Annotated in this window: 20 protein-coding genes and 3 tRNA genes; 18 read left to right on the forward strand and 5 right to left on the reverse strand. The window is 72.3% G+C overall.

The genetic code is table 11. The annotated features are described in order from the left end of the window. Position 1 precedes the first annotated feature (1 nt). From ABD262_RS01050 to ABD262_RS01090, 9 genes are all read left to right on the forward strand, one after another. Positions 2-742, forward strand: coding sequence for an SRPBCC family protein (locus ABD262_RS01050; protein ID WP_344129845.1), 741 nt, complete (start codon positions 2-4; stop codon positions 740-742). 240 nt (positions 743-982) lie between these two features. Beyond that, a complete protein-coding gene (aroQ, locus tag ABD262_RS01055) occupies positions 983-1,432 on the forward strand; it encodes a type II 3-dehydroquinate dehydratase (protein WP_344129848.1) in 450 nt (149 codons plus the stop codon). A 49-nt stretch (positions 1,433-1,481) separates the two neighbouring features. Beyond that, entirely contained in the window at positions 1,482-2,672 is a 1,191-nt protein-coding gene (locus tag ABD262_RS01060) for an acyl-CoA dehydrogenase family protein (RefSeq protein WP_344129851.1), read from the forward strand. A 150-nt stretch (positions 2,673-2,822) separates the two neighbouring features. Further along, positions 2,823-2,895, forward strand: a tRNA-Thr gene (locus ABD262_RS01065). 32 nt (positions 2,896-2,927) lie between these two features. Then, positions 2,928-3,001, forward strand: a tRNA-Met gene (locus ABD262_RS01070). 114 nt (positions 3,002-3,115) lie between these two features. Next, complete coding sequence (rpmG, locus tag ABD262_RS01075; protein ID WP_056882210.1) at positions 3,116-3,286, forward strand: 50S ribosomal protein L33; 171 nt, start codon at positions 3,116-3,118, stop codon at positions 3,284-3,286. 85 nt (positions 3,287-3,371) lie between these two features. Then, positions 3,372-3,818: an FAS1-like dehydratase domain-containing protein gene (locus ABD262_RS01080; RefSeq protein ID WP_344129858.1), complete on the forward strand. Its 447-nt coding sequence runs from the start codon at positions 3,372-3,374 to the stop codon at positions 3,816-3,818. After that, positions 3,815-4,243: a MaoC family dehydratase gene (locus ABD262_RS01085; protein WP_344134479.1), complete on the forward strand. Its 429-nt coding sequence runs from the start codon at positions 3,815-3,817 to the stop codon at positions 4,241-4,243. The genes ABD262_RS01080 and ABD262_RS01085 overlap by 4 nt, the downstream gene beginning before the upstream one ends. An 11-nt stretch (positions 4,244-4,254) precedes the next feature. After that, positions 4,255-5,331 (forward strand): UDP-N-acetylmuramate dehydrogenase, encoded by a 1,077-nt coding sequence (locus tag ABD262_RS01090; RefSeq protein ID WP_344129861.1) that lies wholly within the window; start codon positions 4,255-4,257, stop codon positions 5,329-5,331. Between the two features lie 30 nt (positions 5,332-5,361). On the opposite strand, the gene ABD262_RS01095 is transcribed toward ABD262_RS01090, so the two are convergent. From ABD262_RS01095 to ABD262_RS01115, 5 genes are all read right to left on the reverse strand, one after another. Then, positions 5,362-6,384 (reverse strand): adenosine deaminase, encoded by a 1,023-nt coding sequence (locus ABD262_RS01095; protein ID WP_344129864.1) that lies wholly within the window; start codon positions 6,382-6,384, stop codon positions 5,362-5,364. Between the two features lie 50 nt (positions 6,385-6,434). Further along, the gene (locus ABD262_RS01100) at positions 6,435-7,445 is read right to left on the reverse strand and encodes a TolB family protein (protein WP_344129867.1); all 1,011 of its coding nucleotides are present in this window, start codon (positions 7,443-7,445) and stop codon (positions 6,435-6,437) included. Between the two features lie 8 nt (positions 7,446-7,453). Continuing rightward, the gene (locus ABD262_RS01105) at positions 7,454-8,758 is read right to left on the reverse strand and encodes an MFS transporter (protein ID WP_344129870.1); all 1,305 of its coding nucleotides are present in this window, start codon (positions 8,756-8,758) and stop codon (positions 7,454-7,456) included. Positions 8,759-8,972: 214 nt separating this feature from the next. Continuing rightward, positions 8,973-9,404 (reverse strand): adenosine deaminase, encoded by a 432-nt coding sequence (locus ABD262_RS01110; RefSeq protein ID WP_344129872.1) that lies wholly within the window; start codon positions 9,402-9,404, stop codon positions 8,973-8,975. Positions 9,405-9,486: 82 nt separating this feature from the next. Further along, positions 9,487-10,791, reverse strand: a complete 1,305-nt coding sequence (locus ABD262_RS01115; RefSeq protein ID WP_425564786.1) for an aspartate aminotransferase type Ic — start codon at positions 10,789-10,791, stop codon at positions 9,487-9,489. A 242-nt stretch (positions 10,792-11,033) separates the two neighbouring features. Between ABD262_RS01115 and ABD262_RS01120 the strand changes: the two genes are divergently transcribed. The 9 genes from ABD262_RS01120 (at position 11,034) to ABD262_RS01160 (ending at position 18,135) form a co-directional block, all read left to right on the forward strand. Further along, the gene (locus ABD262_RS01120; RefSeq protein WP_344129878.1) at positions 11,034-11,339 is read left to right on the forward strand and encodes a DUF4242 domain-containing protein; all 306 of its coding nucleotides are present in this window, start codon (positions 11,034-11,036) and stop codon (positions 11,337-11,339) included. Then, positions 11,336-11,476, forward strand: coding sequence for a hypothetical protein (locus tag ABD262_RS01125; protein ID WP_344129881.1), 141 nt, complete (start codon positions 11,336-11,338; stop codon positions 11,474-11,476). Before ABD262_RS01120 ends, ABD262_RS01125 begins: the two co-directional genes overlap by 4 nt. A 176-nt stretch (positions 11,477-11,652) precedes the next feature. Next, entirely contained in the window at positions 11,653-14,244 is a 2,592-nt protein-coding gene (locus tag ABD262_RS01130) for an ATP-binding protein (protein WP_344129884.1), read from the forward strand. Positions 14,245-14,384: 140 nt separating this feature from the next. Next, a tRNA-Trp gene (locus tag ABD262_RS01135) sits at positions 14,385-14,457 on the forward strand. Between the two features lie 59 nt (positions 14,458-14,516). After that, on the forward strand, positions 14,517-14,786 hold the full coding sequence (gene secE / locus ABD262_RS01140; protein WP_344129888.1) for a preprotein translocase subunit SecE: 270 nt from the start codon (positions 14,517-14,519) through the stop codon (positions 14,784-14,786). A 65-nt stretch (positions 14,787-14,851) separates the two neighbouring features. Further along, positions 14,852-15,859 carry a transcription termination/antitermination protein NusG gene (gene nusG, locus ABD262_RS01145; protein ID WP_425564787.1) on the forward strand — a complete coding sequence of 336 codons (1,008 nt, stop codon included), beginning with the start codon at positions 14,852-14,854 and terminating at the stop codon, positions 15,857-15,859. A gap of 92 nt (positions 15,860-15,951) precedes the next feature. After that, positions 15,952-16,386, forward strand: a complete 435-nt coding sequence (gene rplK / locus ABD262_RS01150; protein ID WP_056924021.1) for a 50S ribosomal protein L11 — start codon at positions 15,952-15,954, stop codon at positions 16,384-16,386. A 115-nt stretch (positions 16,387-16,501) separates the two neighbouring features. Next, positions 16,502-17,221: a 50S ribosomal protein L1 gene (gene rplA, locus ABD262_RS01155; RefSeq protein WP_056924020.1), complete on the forward strand. Its 720-nt coding sequence runs from the start codon at positions 16,502-16,504 to the stop codon at positions 17,219-17,221. Between the two features lie 143 nt (positions 17,222-17,364). After that, a complete protein-coding gene (locus tag ABD262_RS01160; protein WP_344129896.1) occupies positions 17,365-18,135 on the forward strand; it encodes a hypothetical protein in 771 nt (256 codons plus the stop codon). Positions 18,136-18,360: the final 225 nt, after the last annotated feature.

An 18,360-nucleotide genomic window follows, 5' to 3' on the forward strand; every position in this document is an offset into this window, starting at 1 on the left:
CGTGGAGCTGAGCCACTCCTTCACCGTGCCCGCGACGGTCGACCAGGCGTGGGCGACCTTCATGGACCTGCCCCTGGTCGGGGCGTGCTTCCCGGGCGCCACCGTCACCGAGGTGACCGACGAGGGGTTCGCGGGCACGGTGAAGGTCAAGCTCGGCCCCATCGCGCTGGTGTATGCCGGCACGGGAGCCTTCGTCGCGCGGGACGACGAGACCCACCGGGCGGTGATCGAGGCCAAGGGCAAGGACAAGCGGGGCAACGGCACCGCAGGGGCCACGGTGACGATCCAGCTCGCCGACGTCGGCGACGGCTCGACGCGGGCCGACGTGCAGACCGACCTGGCCGTGACGGGCAAGCCCGCCCAGTTCGGCCGGGGGGTGATGCAGGACGTGTCCGACAAGCTGCTCGGGCAGTTCATCGCCTGCATCGAGGGCAAGATCGGGGCCGCCAACCCCGTCGCTGCAGCCGAGGGTCCCCCCGCCACCGAGGCGACCGAGGTGGCCGCACCTGCCGTGGCGGCGACGACCGCGGCGGAGGTCCCTGCCCCGACGGCGGAGGTGCCCACCTCGGCTCCCACCGCTCCGGCCGCTCCGCCAGCAGCAGCCGCCCCGAAGGAGCAGGACGCGCTCGACCTCGGCTCGACCGTGCTGCCGATCCTGCTGCGGTCCTACGGCAAGCAGATCGCCGTGGGGGCAGCCGTTGCCGTCGCGGTGATCGTCATCTGGCGGGCGATGAGCGGCTAGCCCACGCGGCACACCCGTGCCCGGCAGCCCACCGCCAGTGGCCATCGACCCGCCCAAACGGATGAGGACGGGATCATCCGGTCATGTCGTCCTGCGGTGACCTACCCTGAAAGTGGCGGCGGGCGTGGAAGGGTGAGCCCAGCCACCAGCTCCACCCACCGCGCCACCCCAGCACCATCCCCAGCGCCACCCCCACGCCGCGGGCCACGCGGCACCCTGCCAGCACAGGAGCACGCCACGATGAGCCAGCAGACCGTCGTCGTCCTCAACGGACCGAACCTGAACCTGCTCGGCGAGCGCGAGCCGGAGATCTACGGGTCCGACACCCTCGCCGAGATCGAGGCGCTGTGCCGCAAGGCGGCCGGCCTGGCCGGGCTGGAGATCGACTTCCGCCAGAGCAACCACGAGGGCGCACTCATCGACGCCATCCACGAGGTCCGCAAGTCGGCCGTGGGCCTGGTCATCAACGCCGGCGCCTACACGCACACCTCGATCGCCCTGCGTGACGCGCTGGCCGCGGTCAGCTTCCCCGTCTTCGAGGTGCACCTCAGCAACGTGCACCAGCGCGAGGAGTTCCGGCACCACTCCTACCTGTCCGCGGTGTCCAACGGGGTCATCACCGGCTGCGGCCCCAGCGGCTACGCCTACGCGATCGCCCGGATCTCCGAGCTCGTCGACCACCGGCACTGACCACCGGCACTGACCACCGGCGAGCGCGCGCCCCTGCCAGACTGCCGGGATGACCCCGCTGCCGCCGCTCGACCCGATGGACCTCGCAGGGATCGACGACCTGCTCTCCGACGAGGAGAAGGCGATCCGCGGCACCGTCCGCGCCTTCCTCGACAAGCGGGTGGAGCCGTTCGTCGCCGACTGGTTCGAGCGCGGTGAGATCGACGACCTCCGCGGCCTGACCCGGGAGCTCGGCGCCCTCGGCCTGCTGGGCATGCACCTCGAGGGCTACGGCTGCGCCGGGATGAGCGCCGTCGACTACGGGCTGGCCTGCCTCGAGCTCGAGGCCACCGACTCCGGGGTGCGGAGCCTGGTGTCGGTGCAGGGTTCGCTGGCGATGTTCGCGATCCACCGCTGGGGCACCGAGGAGCAGAAGCAGCGGTGGCTGCCCCCGATGGCGGCCGGCGAGGCGATCGGCTGCTTCGGCTTGACCGAGCCCGACCACGGCTCCGACCCTGCGTCGATGCGCACGAGGGCCAGGCGCGACGGTGCCGACTGGGTGCTCGACGGCTCGAAGATGTGGATCACCAACGGCTCGGTGGCCGACGTCGCGGTGGTCTGGGCCAACGCGGGGGAGGAGCACGGCGGGATCCGCGGCTTCGTGGTGCCCACCGACAGCCCGGGCTTCTCGGCCCCCGAGATCAAGCACAAGCTCTCGCTGCGGGCCTCGGTGACCAGCGAGCTGGTGCTCGACGGCGTACGGCTGCCGGCCGACGCGGTGTTCCCCGAGGTGCGCGGTCTGAAGGGTCCGCTGTCGTGCCTGTCCGAGGCCCGCTACGGGATCGTGTGGGGCTCGCTCGGGGCGGCCCGGTCGAGCCTCGACACGGCCCGTCGCTACTCCATCGAGCGCGAGCAGTTCGGCCGCCCGCTCGCCGGCTTCCAGCTGACCCAGCAGAAGCTCGCCGACATGGCGCTGGAGCTGGTCAAGGGCCAGCTCCTCGCGCTGCACCTGGGCCGTCGCAAGGACGCCGGCACGCTGCGCCCCGAGCAGGTCAGCCTGGGCAAGCTCAACAACATCCGCGAGGCGATCGACATCTGTCGGACGTCGCGAACCATCTTGGGGGCCAACGGGATCAGCCTCGAGTACCCGATCATCCGGCACATGAACAACCTCGAGTCGGTGCTCACCTACGAGGGCACCGTCGAGATGCACACCCTCGTGGTCGGGCAGGCGATGACGGGTCAGCAGGCCTTCCGCTAGGGCCGCGCGGTGGGGTGTCCCGAGGGCGGCCCGGAAAGCCGTCGCGCGGACCCGGCCACGCGGCATACCCTCGATTTTCGGTGGAGGCTCAAGACCGTGTAGTCTCACCGTCGCACTTCCGCGCGGGTCCTGCCCGCGAGGTTCGTGCCCGCCCCCTTAGCTCAGTCGGTAGAGCGTTTCCATGGTAAGGAAAAGGTCGTCGGTTCGATTCCGACAGGGGGCTCTGGGAAGGGCGCCGCAAGGCGCACGCCCCATGGCGGGGTAGCTCAGCTGGTTAGAGCGCACGACTCATAATCGTGAGGTCGCGGGATCGAGCCCCGCTCCCGCTACAGCCGCGATTTCAGGATTGACCCTGGATTCGCGTATTCTGATGCGTCGTCGCGCCTCACAGCGCGCGGCCCACTCGTTTTCACACCCAGTCAGTTCCGAGAGCAGGTTGCCCCGTGGCTAGCAAGAGCGCAGACGTCCGCCCCAAGATCACCTTGGCGTGCGTGGATTGCAAGGAGCGCAACTACATCACCAAGAAGAACCGTCGGAACAACCCCGACCGCCTGGAGATGAAGAAGTTCTGCCCTCGCGACGGCAAGCACACGGTGCACCGCGAGACCCGCTGACCTGACGCGTTGTCGACAGCCGCCCCGGACCCCGGTCCAGGGCGGCTTTGTCATGGTCGGACCGGTGCGCAATAGGGTGGGGAGCATGGCCGTCAACGCAGACTTCGCAGGGCGCAGCTACCCGCCCAGTGGCCCGTATGCCGTCGACGCGGCGATGCTTGCGGCGTTCGCCGCCGCGGTGGGTTCGCAGGACCCCGTGCACACCTCGAGCGAGGCCGCGCAGGCAGCCGGCTACCGCGACGTGATCGCGCCGCCGACCTTCGCCGTGACGATCGCCCAGCAGTGCGACGCGGTGTTCGTCCAGGACCCCGAGGCCGGCATCGACTACAGCCGGGTGGTCCACGGCGAGCAGCGCTTCGTCCACCACCGTCCCATCACGGCCGGCGACTCGGTGCTGGGCACCCTCACCGTCGACACGGTGCGCGAGGCGGGCGGTCACGCGATGGTCACCACCCGCACCGAGCTCACCACCGAGGACGGCGCGGCGCTGTGCACCTCCACCTCGACCATCGTCATCCGGGGAGGGGACTGACCGTGACCGCACGCACCCTGGCCCAGACCACGGCCGGCGACACCATCGGACCGGTCACGCTCGCCGTGACCCGCGAGGCCCTGGTGGCCTACGCGAACGCCTCCGGCGACCACAACCCGATCCACCAGGACGAGGACTTCGCGAAGTCCGTGGGGCTGCCCGACGTCATCGCGCACGGCATGTGGACGATGGGCGCCGTCGGCTCCGTCGTCGAGGAGTGGGCCGGTGACGGCGGCCGGGTCGTCGAGTTCGGCACCCGCTTCACCAAGCCCGTGGTCGTCCCGCAGGGGGGCGGCGAGGTCGAGGTCTCCGGGGTGGTCAAGGCCGTCGACGAGGACACCCGGCGCGCCACCGTCGAGCTGACCGCCACCAGCGAGGGCGCAAAGGTGCTCGGGCGCTGCATCGCCGTCGTCCAGCTCGACTGACCGGGCCGCGCATGCATGACGAGCACGACGTCCCACTGGCGTCCCTGACGACGATGCGCGTCGGCGGACCCGCCGCCCGGCTGGTCACGGCCGAGACCATCGACGACGTCGTCGACGCCGTGCGTGAGGTCGACGACGCCGACGAGCCGCTGCTGGTCCTCGGGGGCGGCTCCAACCTGGTCATCGCCGACGCGGGCTTCCCCGGCAGCGTGGTGCGGGTGGCCACCGACGGGGTCGCCGTCGAGTCGGTCGACGGGAGCGACGGGGTCCTGGTCCGGGTCGCCGCCGGTGTCGTCTGGGACGAGTTCGTGGCCCGCGCCGTCGCCGAGGGCTGGTCCGGCATCGAGGCGCTCTCCGGCATCCCCGGCTCGACGGGGGCCACGCCGGTGCAGAACGTCGGGGCCTACGGCCAGGAGGTGGCCCAGACGATCGCCTCGGTCCGGGTCTGGGACCGCGCCCAGCAGCAGGTGCGCACGATCAGCTCGCTGGACTGCGCCTTCACCTACCGGCACTCGGTCTTCAAGGCGTCCTCGCGCCACGTCGTGCTCGACGTGCTCTTCCAGCTCGTCCCCAGCGACCTCAGCCGACCGGTGGGCTACGCCGATCTGGCCCGACAGCTCGGGGTCGAGGTGGGCGAGCGGGTGCCGTTGGCCGACGCCCGCGAGGCCGTCCTGCGGCAGCGCCGCAACCGCGGCATGGTGCTCGACGAGGCCGACCACGACACCTGGTCGTGCGGCTCGTTCTTCACCAACCCGATCCTGTCGGCCCCGCGGTTCGCGGCCCTGGAGTCGCGAGCGGCCACTCGCCCGGGACCCGACGGGTCGACCCCGCCGCGGTTCTCCGACCCCGACGGGAACGTCAAGACGAGTGCCGCGTGGCTGATCGACAAGGCGGGTTTCGAGAAGGGCTTCGCCCTCGCGGGCAGTGGTGCGGCCCTGTCGACCAAGCACACCCTGGCCATCACCAACCGCGGTGACGCGACGGCGGCCGAGGTCGCGGAGCTCGCGCGGCACCTGCAGGCCGGAGTCCGCGACGCCTTCGGCGTGACCCTCGTCAACGAGCCGGTGTTCGTGGGGCACGAGCTGTGAACCCCGGGGTCGGGCCCGAGGTCCGGTAGGTCAGGTCGCCAGCCAGGCGTCGATGTCGGCCAGCGCCGACTTCTGCAGCTCGTGCGGCGCCCGGGACGCCTTGACCGAGCCCCGGGCGAGGGTGGCCAGCTCCTCGTCCGTGAAGCCGAGCGCGTCGCGGGCCAGCTGGTACTGGTCGGCCAGCCGCGACCCGAACAGCAGTGGGTCGTCGGCCCCGAGCGCCACCGGTATGCCGTGGTCGACGATCGCGCGCAGCGGCACCTCGCCGTTGCTGCCGTAGACCCCGAGGGCGACGTTGCTCCGGGGACACACCTCGAGGGCCACGTCGAACTCCGCGACGAGGTCGAGCACCCGGGGGTCCTCGACGCTGCGAACCCCGTGGCCGATGCGGTCGGGGCGGATCGCCTCGAGCGTCTCCTCCACGGCGGTGGGGCCGAGCAGCTCCCCGGCGTGCGGGACGAGCGCCAGGCCGGCCCGCCGCGCGATGGCGAAGGCCGGGGCGAAGTCGGCGGTCTGGCCGCGGCGCTCGTCGTTGCTGAGCCCGAAACCCACCACCGTCCCGGCGCTCTCGCCGGCATGCTGGGCGGCCAGCCGGGCGAGGGTGCGGGCGTCGAGCGGGTGGCGGATGCGGCTGGCCGCCACGACGACGGCGACCTGGGTCGACCCCTCGCGGGACGCGGCGGCGGCCTCGTCGAGCACGATCTCGAGGGCCGGCGTGATGCCACCGACGAAGGGGGCGTAGGAGGTCGGGTCGACCTGGATCTCGAGCCAGCGGGACCCCTCGCTCGCGTCGTCCAGGGCTGCCTCCCGGACGATGCGGCGCAGGTCCGACTCGTCGCGCACACAGGCCCGGGCCGCGTCGTACAACCGCTGGAACCGGAACCACCCGCGCTCGTCGCGCGCGCTCAGCCGCGGCGGCCACTCCGTGGTGAGGGCCTCGGGGAGGTGGAGGCGGTGCTTCTGCGCCAGCTCGCGCACGGTCTCGACGCGCATCGAGCCGGTGAAGTGGAGGTGCAGGTGCGCCTTGGGCAGGTCGGTCACCGGGCGCGGCATGCGAGGCAGTCTGGCATCCACCCGGGTCGGGCGGGTGCGGGGCCCCCCGGTCAGCGCACGACCGAGGCCGACCACGCCTGTGGCACGAGGAGCCGCGGTGCGCCGGTCCCGTCGGCGGCCACTACCCAGAGGTCGGTCTCGCCGCCACGCGCGCCGGTCAGCGGGAGGCCGTAGAGGACGGTCGCGTCATCGAGCCACTGCACCTGGTCGTCGACGCTGCGGGTCTCGGCCAGCAGCCGCTCGGTGCCGGCGGCCAGGTCGAGCACCGCGATCCGCCACCCGCGCGACGACGGCTGCAGCTTCTTGTAGGCGACCCGGCGCCCGTCCGGCGACACCGCGGGGCACTCGGCGCCGCTGCGCACCGTGGTGACCGATCGCCGCGAGAGGCTTCCCCTCGCGAGCCACGGCCGGCCGTCGAAGGCCACGGTGACGTAGAAGGTGTCGTCGTCCACGAAGGTCACGCCCCAGTAGTTGCGGTCGACCGGCCTGATCACACGGCCCTCGTGGGAGAGGGTGAGGTCCTCGAGGTGGACCGCGGTGCCTGCCGCGAGGTCGTGCACGTAGGTGCGGGTCGCGAAGCCGGCGCTCAGGTAGGAGTCGCCGGTCACGAAGGCCGTGGTGGCGGCCAGCGTGCCGTCGGGGGAGAGGCGTGCGCGACTCGGTACGCCGGGCAGGTTGCGCCGGTAGGTCACGTGGCCGGAGCGGTCCCAGGCGGTGACGGAGCTGCCCAGCACCACGCCGGGTCGCGAGCGCAGGCACAGCGTCGTCCCCCCGCGCTGGTCGACGCGTTCGCAGGCGTCGTCGGTGACGGCGCGGGGGCCGCCGGGGTCGGCCAGCGTGGACATCGCCACCTTGCCGAAGTCGGGGCCCAGGGCGGTCGACCGGTAGACGAGGTGCGGGACGGCCTCGACCTGCGCGAGCTCGGCCCTGCCGATGGTGGGGGCGCTCGTCGGTGTGCGGGCGGTGGGCGCCGGTCGGCTCAGCAGCGCATAGCCGACGACCGCTGCGACCGACAGCACGACGACCACCGCGAACGCCACGACGCGCGCACGCTGGCTCATCGCCGGGCTCATCGCCGGGCTCCGTGCACGGCCGCCGGGCGCAGGATGAGCCACGCCACCGGGATGACCACGGCGAGCACCGCCGCCATCAGCAGGGCCGCGTGTCCCGGACCCAACAAGGTCCAGGTCCAGCCGAAGACGACCGCCGCGGCGAGCCGGGTGAGGGCGACGGCCGACTGCGCCGTGGCGATCGCGCTGCCGCGCACCTCCGGCCGCACCACCGAGGCCGCCGCGGCAGCCAGCACCCCGTCGGTGGAGGCGTAGAAGGCGCCCAGCAGGAGCAGGCAACCCACCCCGACGACGAGCGACCCGACCGGTCCCGAGGCGCAGACGTAGGCGCCCACGAGGAAGAGGTGGCCCAGGACCATCACGCGGGCCCGGCCGAGCCGGTCGGCGATGCGGCCGAAGGGGACGGCGAGCGCGAGGTAGGCGAGGTTGGTCCCGACGAACAGCAGCGGGAACCACAGGGCCGCCAGGTCGTTGCGGTCCTGGAGCACCAGGTAGATGAACGCGTCGCTGAGGGTCAACAGGCCGAGCAGGCCGGCGGCGCCCACGAGCCGGGCGAACCCCGGCTCGGCCAGCATCCGCACGGTGGGACGCCGGGCGTCGGGGCTCGCCGCGCTGGCCCCGACGGTGAGCGGCCGGCTCGGCTCCGCGGCCCTGGCCTCGCGGGCCGGTCGCAGGTCGGGCACCAGCAGGGCGAGCAGCGCCACCCCGACCACCGCCGCGGCCAGCGAGATCACGAAGACCAGCCGGTAGTCCTCCGGGACCGCCCACAGGGCGAGGAAGGCCAGCAGCGGTCCGAGCATCGCACCGGTGGTGTCCAGCGCCCGGTGCACCCCGAACGAGCGGCCCAGCGACCCCGGGTCGCTGGAGGTGGCGATGAGGACGTCGCGGGGGGCGGTGCGCAGGCCCTTGCCGAGGCGGTCCACGCCCAGCACCCCGGCGACCACCGCGGCCCCCGGGGTCCACAGCAGGACGGTGCGGGCCAGGGCGGAGAGGGTGTAGCCGGCCAGCGCCACCTGCTTCGGTCGGTCCAGCCGGTCGGCGAGCCACCCGCCGAGGTAGCGCACGACCACCGAGGCCGCCGAGTACAGCCCGTCGACCAGCCCGTAGGCCAGCGGTGACAGACCCAGACCGGCCGTGAGGTAGAGCGGCAGCACGGCCGCTGCGGACTCGGACGAGATGTCGGTGGCGAGGCTGACCAGGCCCAGCAGGACGACCGTCCGCGCGACCCGCACGGGCCGGCCCTGCGCACCGCGGGTGGCTGGCGCCCCCGGTGGAGCCGGGCGGTGCCGGTCGGCGAGGTACACGAGCGCCCCCTGGTGCCCGCGCGGGTCCGTGCGCGGTGCGGCCAGTCTACGAACGGCGTCCGGAGGTGGGCGGGTGTTCGCGCAGATCGGCGCCGGTCGGTCCCAGGGTCGGCGCCGGGTCTGCGCCGCTACGTCTCAGGGTCGGCGCCGGTCGGTCCCAGGGTCGGCGCCGGGTCTGCGCCGCTACGTCTCAGGGTCGGCGCCGACTCCCGCCTCAGTCTTCCACGACGTGCATCGCCGCCGACTCGGGGCTGCCGACCCCGGCCTCGGCACCGCCGACCTCGCCGTCGTCGACGACCTCGGTCGAGGGGTCGGGCTCGTCGTCGTCGGACGCCCGCTGCCCGGGGCCGTCGTCCGCGTCGCCGGAGTCCAGCCCGCCCTCGTCGTCGGGCGCGCCGTACGCGGAGTCGGGGTCGGGCTCCTCCTGCCGGATCCGTTGCTCGATGGTCTCCTCCTGGCTCTGCTCCCAGGCGGTGGTGCCCCACTCGGTGTTGCGCGGCTGGAGGTCGGGGGGCGACCAGGGCTCGTTGTCACCTTCGCTGGCGTCGAGCAGGTCGTCCTGCCCGCTGCCCGAGTCGGTCGCGTCGTCGATGCTGATGCTGCCGAGGTCGTCCTCGAAGCTCTCCGTGCCGGGTTGGTCGCTCATGGCTCCACCCTGCGTGACGCGCGGTGCCCCCGCAAGGGGAGCACGCGGCATACCTTGCCGGTCGGGGGAGAAGGGGCAGGCGTCAGGCGGCGCTGAGCTTCTCGGCGGCCGCGAGCAGGACGCACGTCGCCACGGCCTCCATCGCCTCGCTGACCTGCTCGAGTGGCGGGAAGGTGGGGGCCAGGCGGATGTTGCGGTCGCGCGGGTCGTCGCCGTGCGGGAAGGAGGCGCCCGCGGGCGTGAGGGCGATGCCGGCCTCCTTGGCCAGCTCGACGACCCGCGAGGCGGTGCCGTCGAGGACGTCGAGGCTCACGAAGTAGCCGCCCGTCGGCTTCGTCCACGTGGCGACCCCGAGGCCGCCGAGGCGCTCGCTGAGGACGCGCTCGACCTCGGCGAACTTCGGGGCGATGATCGCGCGGTGCTTGACCATGTGGTCGCGCACGCCCTGGGGGGAGCCGAAGAACTGCGCGTGGCGCAGCTGGTTGACCTTGTCGGGCCCGATGGCGCCCTTGCCGAGGTGGCGCGTGTACCACTTGACCGTCTCGACCGACCCGGCCAGGAACGCGACGCCCGCGCCCGCGAGGGTGATCTTCGACGTCGACGCGAACATGATCGGCCGGTGCGGGTGTCCCGACGCGGCCGCCAGGGTGAGGATGTCGGCGCTCTTCGCCTCGTGCTCGGTGAGGTGGTGGAACGCGTAGGCGTTGTCCCAGAAGATCTTGAAGTCGGGCGCCGCCGTGGGCATCGAGGCCAGCCGTGCGGCGACCTCCTGCGTCACGACCGAGCCGGTGGGGTTGGCGTAGGTCGGCACCAGCCACATCCCCTTGATGCTCGGGTCGCTCGCGGCCAGCCGCTCGACCGCGTCCATGTCGGGGCCGTCGTCGTGCATGGGCACGGTCACCATGTCGATGCCGAACCACTCGAGCAGGGTGAAGTGTCGGTCGTACCCGGGCACCGGGCAGATGAACGTGACCTTCTCCTCCCGGCCCCACGGGCGCTCGCTGTCGACCCCGCCGTGCAGCCAGAGGTCCACGAGCACCTCGCGCATCATCACGAGGCTGGAGTTGCCGCCCGCGACGACCTGGCCGGGCTCGACCGACAGGAGCTCGGCGAACATCTCGCGCAGCTCCTTGATGCCCTCGAGCCCGCCGTAGTTGCGGGTGTCGACTCCGGTGGCGTCCTTGAAGCCCTTGGGCAGCCGGAGCAGGTCGTCCGAGAGGTCGAGCTGGGCCGCGGCGGGCTTGCCGCGCGTGAGGTCGAGCGACAGGCCGCGCGCCTTCAGCGCGGCATACGCCTCCTGCTGCTCCTGGGCGAAGGCGTCGAGCTCCTGCGCGGAGCGCTCGGCGAGGGGGGTGGTGGTGGCGGTCGGCTCGGTCACGGGCTCCATGCTCCCAGAGCCCCGGTATGCCGCGAAGTCACCGTCCGCAGCCCGGTCACGGGGCGGTCCGTGGCCGGGTGGACAGGCCGGTCGGGGAGCGTGGATCGGCAGGTGGACGGGTGGGCAGCTGGGCAGGTGTGCGGGTGCGCAGATGGGCAGTGGGCACCGATGTCCGGCACCCACCCGCGGCCGGACTCTTGGAGGGCGGCGGCAGTCGGCCGTCGCGACCACGAGAAGAAGGAACAACCCCCATGAAGCGTTTTCTGATCGAGCGGGAGATCCCGGGTGCGAGTGAGCTCACGAGCGAGCAGCTCGCCGAGATCGCGCGCACGTCCAACGCGGCCGTCGACTCGCTGGGAGTGCCCTACACCTGGGTGACCAGCTACGTCGCGGGCGACAAGATCTACTGCCTCCACGAGGCCGCCGACGCCGAGACCATCCGCGAGCACGCCCGCCGCGGCGGGTTCCCGTGCGAGGTCGTGGCCGAGGTGGTCGCCGAGTTCGGTCCGCACACCGCGGCCGAGGTCGAGAGTGAACGGGCGGCGGCGACAGCATGATCGACGCCCAGATGCACGTCTTCCTCACCGAGACGGTCGCGGGTGGCCGTCGCGGAGCGGAGCGGCCGGTCGGGCCGCGCAGCGCACGCCGGATCGTCCTCGACGTCCGTCGTCGCCGCCGGGCCGAGTCGCGGTGACCCACCTCCGCCACGACGGTCGCCCCGACCGTCGTGGCGCCGTCACCGGGGGCGGAGCGGGCTGCCAGCCCGTCCGTCCCCGGTCGGCGTCATCCGCACCGGGAGGGCCCGTCGTGCGTGACCTCGCCGGCGCCCGACTCTTCCGGGAGGCTGCGGGCGGCTCGTACCCTGTCGGGGTGGAGCTCGTGGAGCGGGAGCCGCAGCTGGAACACCTCCGCGCCGCCTTGGAGCGCAGCCGCACCCAGGGGTGCCTGGTCGCCGTGTCCGGCGAGGCGGGCGCGGGCAAGTCCACCCTGGTGCGGGCGGCCACGACCGGTCAGGAGTGGACCCGGGTGGCCCGTGGGCTGTGCGACCCGCTGGAGACGCCGAGACCCCTCGGGCCGGTACGCGACCTGTTGGCCGACCTCGGGGTCCGGGTCGGGGCCGACCCCGGTGCGCCGGTGCCCCTGGCCGAGCGCCTGCTGGAGGCGGTCGGCGGCGAGCCGACCACCCTCGTCGTCGAGGACGCCCAGTGGGTCGACGAGGCGTCCGTGGAGGTGCTGCGGTTCGTCGCCCGTCGCGTCGAGACCGTGCCCCTGGTCGTCCTGGTCACCTACCGTGACGGCGAGATCGGACCCGACCACGTCCTGCGTCCCCTGCTCGGTGACGTCGCCCGGCTCGACGCGGGGAGCACCATCGCACTCAAGGGCCTGTCCATCGGCGCCATCCGCACTGTCCTGGAGGGCACCGGCATCGACGCGGCGTCGGTGCTCGCCCTGACCGGCGGGAACCCGTTCTTCGTCACCGAGATCGCCCGGCACCCCGCGGAGGCCTTGCCCGCCTCGGTCCGCGACGCGGTCCTCGCCAGCACGAGCGCGGTCGGTGCGGCCGACCTCGAGGTCCTGCAGGTGATCGCCTCGGCGCCCGACGGCCTCGACGACCGGCTGCTTCCCGCCCTGGCCATCGACGTGCCGCAGCTGCGCAGGCTCGAGGCCACCGGCCTGCTGACGCGCTCGCGTCGTGGGGTCGGCTACCGCCACGAGCTGGCCCGCAGGGCCGTCGAGGACTCCATCCCGGCCGGGGTGGCGCCCCGACTGCACGCCCGCATCCTCGAGGCCCTGGAGAGCGTGGGCGCCGATCCCGCCGTGCTCGCCCACCACGCCCACGCCGCCGGCGACCACGAGCGCACCCGGGAGTATGCCGACCGGGCGGCGGCGGAGGCCACCCTGGCCGGGTCGCACCGCGAGGCGGTCGCCTTCCTGGAGCTGGCGCTGGCCGTCCCCGGGAGCGACCAGGCCCACCGGGCCGCGCTGCTCGAGCGGCTGAGCTTCCAGCAGTACATGGTGAGCCGACTGCCCGAGGCCGTCGAGTCGATCTCCGAGGCCACCCGGCTGTGGGCCGAGGCCCGCGACGACGACGGCCTCGCCGCGGCGCACAGCAGGCGGGCGCTCATCGAGTACTACTCCGCCCGCAGGTCCGCGGCCGAGCGGCACATCGCGCTGGCCCTGGACCACCGGGACGCCCCGGCCTACGGCGCGGCACGGTCCCTGGAGATGCTGCTGGCATTCCGCCGCAATGACGCCGAGGCCACCGCGCAGGGCCGGACGGTGACCCGGTCGCTGGCCCGGGAGCGGTCCGACGACGAGCTGCTCGTCCGCTCGGAGATCCTCGGTACCGCCGGTGACGTCCTGATGGGCGACGACCTGGCCGCGCGGGACCGGCTGCTCACCCTGGTGCACGACGCAGCGGCCCGGCTCTTCGACGAGACGGCTTCGACCGGCTGGTCCCAGCTGGCCGCCATCGACGTGGAGCAGCGCCGGTTCCGCGACGCCGAGAGCCTGCTGGAGCAGTCGCTGCCCTTCACCGTCGACCGCGACATCCCGATCTGCGAGCAGTGGCAGACCGGGGTGCGCTCGCGGCTCCAGTTCGAGCGGGGCAGGTGGGAGGCCGGTCTCGAGGACGCCAGGACCGTCCTCGACGGCGGGGCGCCGATCGCCAGCCTCTGGCCGCACCTGGTCGCGGGGCTGGTGGCCCTGCGGCGTGGCGAGGCGGACAGGGGTGCGGACGACCACCTCCAGCACGCGTGGCAGCTGGCCGAGCAGATGGGGGAGCCGCTGGCCCGGCTGGCGGTGATGGCGGCGTGCGCGGAGCGCGCCTGGTTGCTCGACCTGCCCGACCCCCGGCTGGCGGGCGCCCGCGCGTTGCTGCACGAGGTGGGCGGGCTGCCCGGCGTGCAATGGTCCACCGGCCGCCTCGCGGTCTGGTTGAGCCGGCTCGGGGACGCGGCGCCCGAAGTGCTGCCCCGCAACGGCGAGGCCCGCCACGACGCGTCGGCGCCCGAGGTGGCCGAGCCCTGTGCGCTCGAGCTGGCCGGTCGGTTCGACGAGGCGGCTCAGCACTGGCGCGCCCTGGGGGCGCCCTACGAGGCCGCCCTCGCGCGGGTCGGCTCGCCGGACGAGCAGGTGGCCGTCGCCGCCCTCGGCGACCTCGAGGCGATGGGGGCCTGGGCGGCCGCGGACCGCGCCCGGGGAGTCCTGCGCGAGCGCGGCCTGTCCAGGGTGCCGGCTCGTCGCCGCGCGACCACCGTCGCCAACCCGTCCGGACTCACCTCCCGCCAGCTCGACGTCGCCCGGCTGGTGGCCCTCGGGCTGACCAACGCCGAGCTGGCCCAGAAGCTCTACATCTCTCCGCGCACCGCCGACCACCACGTGTCCGCCGTGCTCACCAAGCTCGGCCTCGGGACGCGGCGCGAGGTGGTGCGCCGGGCCTCCGAGCTCGGGCTCGTGTAGGCGCGCTCGGCGACGAGTTCGCGTTCGGCCCACCGCCTCACGTATGCTTCTTCCTCGGTTGACTTGACCATGCTTTCGGCGTGCCCGGGCGCAGGTCGGCTCAGCCTCCCGGAACCCTCCGCCCCCGCGGTGAGTTCCGTAGGGCAGTGGCTCAATTGGTAGAGCTCCGGTCTCCAAAACCGGCGGTTGGGGGTTCGAGTCCCTCCTGCCCTGCGTAGCAGGACCTGTGACCGGACCCGGTCGCGGCACAGATGAGTGAAAGCAGAGGCATCGTGACGGACGTGAGCGCGGACACCCGCGGCTCTGGTCGCACCGGCCGCAAGAGTGACAAGGGCGGCAACCCCATCTCGCGGTTCTTCCGCTCGATGTCCCTCTTCGTCAGCCAGATCCTCGACGAGCTGCGCAAGGTCGTGCGGCCCACCCGCTCCGAGCTGGTCAACTACACGATCGTCGTGATCGTGTTCGTGACCTTCGTGATGGCGCTCGTCTCGTCCGTGGACTTCGGTTTCACCAAGCTCGTCCTGTGGGTCTTCGGCGGCTGACCGCCGCCCTGCCGCAGTCATCCCGGGGTCACCCGGCGAATACCAGAAGGAAGTAGGTCATCAGCGTGTCCGACCAGAGGACCACCGACAACGCCGAGCCCGGGACCGAAGAGGTCACGGTCGACGGTGCTGCCGCCGAGCTCGAGACCAGCGACATCCAGGCCGACGACGAGACGGACTCCGAGACCGAGGCGGCCGTCGACGCTGACACCGACGAGGACGACGCCGTCACCGACGAGGCCGCCGTCACCGACGAGGCCGACAGCGACGCCGACGAGGCCGTCGTCGACGAGGTCGAGCGGGACGACAGCCACGACGTCGACGACGAGCAGGTCCACCATCCGCAGGTGTCGACGCTGACCTTCTCCGACGACGAGACAGCCGTGCTCGACTCCGACGACGAGGACGCCCACGCGGACACCGACGCGGACTCCGACGCGGACTCCGACATCGAGGCCACGCCCGGCGACCCGGTCCAGGAGTTCAAGGACGCGCTGGCCGCCAAGTACGGCGACTGGTACGTCGTCCACTCCTACGCAGGCTACGAGAACCGCGTGAAGGCCAACCTCGAGAACCGTACGACCTCGCTCAACATGGAGGACTACATCTTCGAGGCCGAGGTGCCCATGGAAGAGGTCACCGAGATCAAGAACGGCCAGAAGAAGCTGGTGCGCCGCGTCCGGATGCCCGGATACGTGCTCGTCCGCATGGACCTCACCGACGAGTCGTGGGGCGCCGTGCGCCACACGCCGGGCGTCACCGGCTTCGTCGGCAACGCCCACCAGCCGGTGCCGCTGAGCCTCGACGAGGTCTTCACGATGCTGGCCCCCGCCGACCTCGAGAGCCCGGCCACGGCCGGTGCCGCGGGCGGCGCCTCGGGCAAGCCCAAGGAGGTCGCCGTCGTCGACTTCGAGGTGGGCGAGTCCGTCACCGTCATGGAAGGGCCCTTCGAGACCCTTCCCGCCACGATCTCCGAGATCAACCCCGACACCCAGAAGCTCAAGGTGCTCGTCTCCATCTTCGGCCGGGAGACCCCGGTCGAGCTGTCGTTCAACCAGGTCGCCAAGATCTGAGCGCACGTCAGCACCTGTTCCCGGCACCCCGGGAGCATGCAACCGGGTCATCGCCCACGGCGTAGGCCCACCTCAACCGAAGGAACACAGCAATGCCTCCCAAGAGCAAGAAGATCTCCGGCTTCATCAAGCTGCAGATCCAGGCCGGTGCGGCCACGCCCGCGCCGCCCGTGGGCCCCGCCCTCGGTCAGCACGGCGTCAACATCATGGAGTTCGTCAAGGCGTACAACGCTGCGACGGAGTCCCAGCGCGGCAACGTCATCCCCGTGGAGATCACGGTCTACGAAGACCGGTCCTTCACCTTCATCACCAAGACGCCGCCGGCCGCCGAGCTGATCAAGAAGGCCGCCGGGGTGCCCAAGGGCTCCGGTGAGCCGCACAAGACCAAGGTCGCCAAGCTGTCGGCCGACCAGGTCCGCGCCATCGCCGAGCAGAAGATGGAAGACCTGAACGCCAACGACATCGACCAGGCGATGAAGATCATCGCCGGCACCGCCCGCTCGATGGGCATCGACACCACCCTCTGACGAGGATGGTGACCCGCCCGGTATGCCGCCCACGCGGCATACCGGGGCACGTGGCAGGACCGCGCTGGTCCGTACCGACCACAACTCCACCGCAACACCCGACACAGGAGCAGAAATGAAGCGCAGCAAGGCTTACCGCGAGGCAGCGGACAAGATCGACGTGACCAAGAGCTACGCCCCCCTCGAGGCCGTCCGCCTCGCGAAGGCGTCGGCGAAGGCCAAGTACGACGAGACCGTCGAGGTCGCCATGCGACTCGGCGTCGACCCGCGCAAGGCCGACCAGATGGTCCGTGGCACCGTCAACCTCCCGCACGGCACCGGCAAGGTGTCCCGCGTCCTGGTCTTCGCCAACGGCGACAAGGCCGAGGCCGCCCGTGAGGCCGGCGCCGACCACGTCGGCTCCGACGAGCTGCTCGAGAAGGTGGCCGGGGGCTGGCTCGACTTCGACGCCGTCGTCGCGACGCCGGACATGATGGGCAAGGTCGGTCGTCTCGGCAAGGTCCTGGGCCCGCGTGGCCTCATGCCCAACCCGAAGACCGGCACGGTCACGATGGACACGGCCAAGGCCGTGACCGACATCAAGGGCGGCAAGATCGAGTTCCGCGTCGACAAGCACGCGAACCTCCACTTCATCATCGGCAAGGCGTCCTTCGACGAGAAGTCGCTCGTCGAGAACTACGCCACCGCGCTCGACGAGATCCTCCGACTCAAGCCGTCCTCCTCCAAGGGCCGCTACATCGAGAAGGCCACCCTGTCGACGTCGATGGGCCCCGGCATCCCGCTGGACTACACCCGCACCCGCAACCTGCTGGTCGAGGACGAGGCCACCGCCTGAGTCCCCGCACCACCGGGCACGCACCCGCGCAGAGCCCGTCACCCCCCGGGGGTGGCGGGCTCTCGCCGTCCCTCCCAGCGGCCGCGGTTACCATCGAGGGACGCGACCGACGCCGGTCGCCCACCACCGATGGGGGAGATCTCGTGACCAAGACCACCTCGCTCGCCGCACTGGCGCTGGCCGCCGCGCTCGGGCTGAGCGCCTGTGGCGACGCCGAGCGCGACACCGGGGCCGGCTCCGGGGCCAGGACGTCCGCCGGGTCGTCGAGCTCCGCCGCCTCGGGCCTGCGGGCCGGCGCCACCGTCGACGGCGGCGACCTCGCCGCGAAGATGACCGACGCGATGGTCAAGGCGGGGTCGGGCACCATCTCGATGGACCTCGGCACCGAGGGCAAGGCCACCGGCTCCTTCTCGATGAAGGGCGGGGCCATGGAGCAGCAGATGACCATGCCGATCGAGGGGCAGACCATGGAGCTGGTCTCCACGGGCGGGATCATCTACATGAAGGGCCTGCCCGGATCGAAGAAGCCGTGGGTGCGGATCGACCCCAAGGCCGACGACCCGGTGAGCCAGATGTTCGCGGGGCTGGCCGGTGACATGGGTGACCCGCGCCAGCTCGCCAAGGCCCTCGAGGGCTCGAAGGCCACGGTGGTGAGCTCCTCGGCCGACGCCAGCACCTACGACGTGACGATCGACCCGAAGGCCCTCCTCGGGGGTGCGGCGGCCTCGGTGGCGCCGGCCACCGAGCCGGTCAAGGCGCGCTACACCCTCGACGCCGACCACCGGCCCACCCTGATGACCGTCGACGTGCAGGGCCAGCAGCTGAAGATCACGTTCGGGGACTGGGGCAAGCCGGTGGCCATCACGGCGCCCCCGGCCGACCAGGTCGGCCCCTTCGAGATGCCCAGCCCCTGAGCCGCGGACACCACTGAGCTGCTGACACCGCTGTCCGGTGGCCTGCCGACCCGATTTGGTGGGGAGGCCACCGGCCCGTACTCTGGGACCTGACCAAAGACCGCTCGGTTGTCACGCGCCACCGCAATAGGCAGCACGTGACCGAAGGTTCCACCGTGGTGGACGTCCAGCGCAGGCCACGATTCACCCGCAGTGCCGGCTCCCAGAGCCTGCCCGCGTGCGAGC

Origin of the sequence: Pedococcus bigeumensis (genome assembly GCF_039531795.1) — a bacterium.
In the GTDB taxonomy this organism is placed as follows: domain Bacteria; phylum Actinomycetota; class Actinomycetes; order Actinomycetales; family Dermatophilaceae; genus Pedococcus; species Pedococcus bigeumensis.

Excerpts from the sequence above, each read along its gene's own strand:
- ABD262_RS01115 (WP_425564786.1), bottom strand. The coding sequence starts at position 10,791 with ATGGAGCCCGTGACCGAGCCGACCGCCACCACCACCCCCCTCGCCGAG.
- ABD262_RS01120 (WP_344129878.1), top strand. The coding sequence starts at position 11,034 with ATGAAGCGTTTTCTGATCGAGCGGGAGATCCCGGGTGCGAGTGAGCTC.
- ABD262_RS01110 (WP_344129872.1), bottom strand. The coding sequence starts at position 9,404 with ATGAGCGACCAACCCGGCACGGAGAGCTTCGAGGACGACCTCGGCAGC.
- aroQ (WP_344129848.1), top strand. The coding sequence starts at position 983 with ATGAGCCAGCAGACCGTCGTCGTCCTCAACGGACCGAACCTGAACCTG.
- ABD262_RS01060 (WP_344129851.1), top strand. The coding sequence starts at position 1,482 with ATGACCCCGCTGCCGCCGCTCGACCCGATGGACCTCGCAGGGATCGAC.
- ABD262_RS01090 (WP_344129861.1), top strand. The coding sequence starts at position 4,255 with ATGCATGACGAGCACGACGTCCCACTGGCGTCCCTGACGACGATGCGC.
- ABD262_RS01100 (WP_344129867.1), bottom strand. The coding sequence starts at position 7,445 with ATGAGCCAGCGTGCGCGCGTCGTGGCGTTCGCGGTGGTCGTCGTGCTG.
- ABD262_RS01095 (WP_344129864.1), bottom strand. The coding sequence starts at position 6,384 with ATGCCGCGCCCGGTGACCGACCTGCCCAAGGCGCACCTGCACCTCCAC.
- ABD262_RS01080 (WP_344129858.1), top strand. The coding sequence starts at position 3,372 with ATGGCCGTCAACGCAGACTTCGCAGGGCGCAGCTACCCGCCCAGTGGC.
- rplK (WP_056924021.1), top strand. The coding sequence starts at position 15,952 with ATGCCTCCCAAGAGCAAGAAGATCTCCGGCTTCATCAAGCTGCAGATC.
- rplA (WP_056924020.1), top strand. The coding sequence starts at position 16,502 with ATGAAGCGCAGCAAGGCTTACCGCGAGGCAGCGGACAAGATCGACGTG.
- ABD262_RS01125 (WP_344129881.1), top strand. The coding sequence starts at position 11,336 with ATGATCGACGCCCAGATGCACGTCTTCCTCACCGAGACGGTCGCGGGT.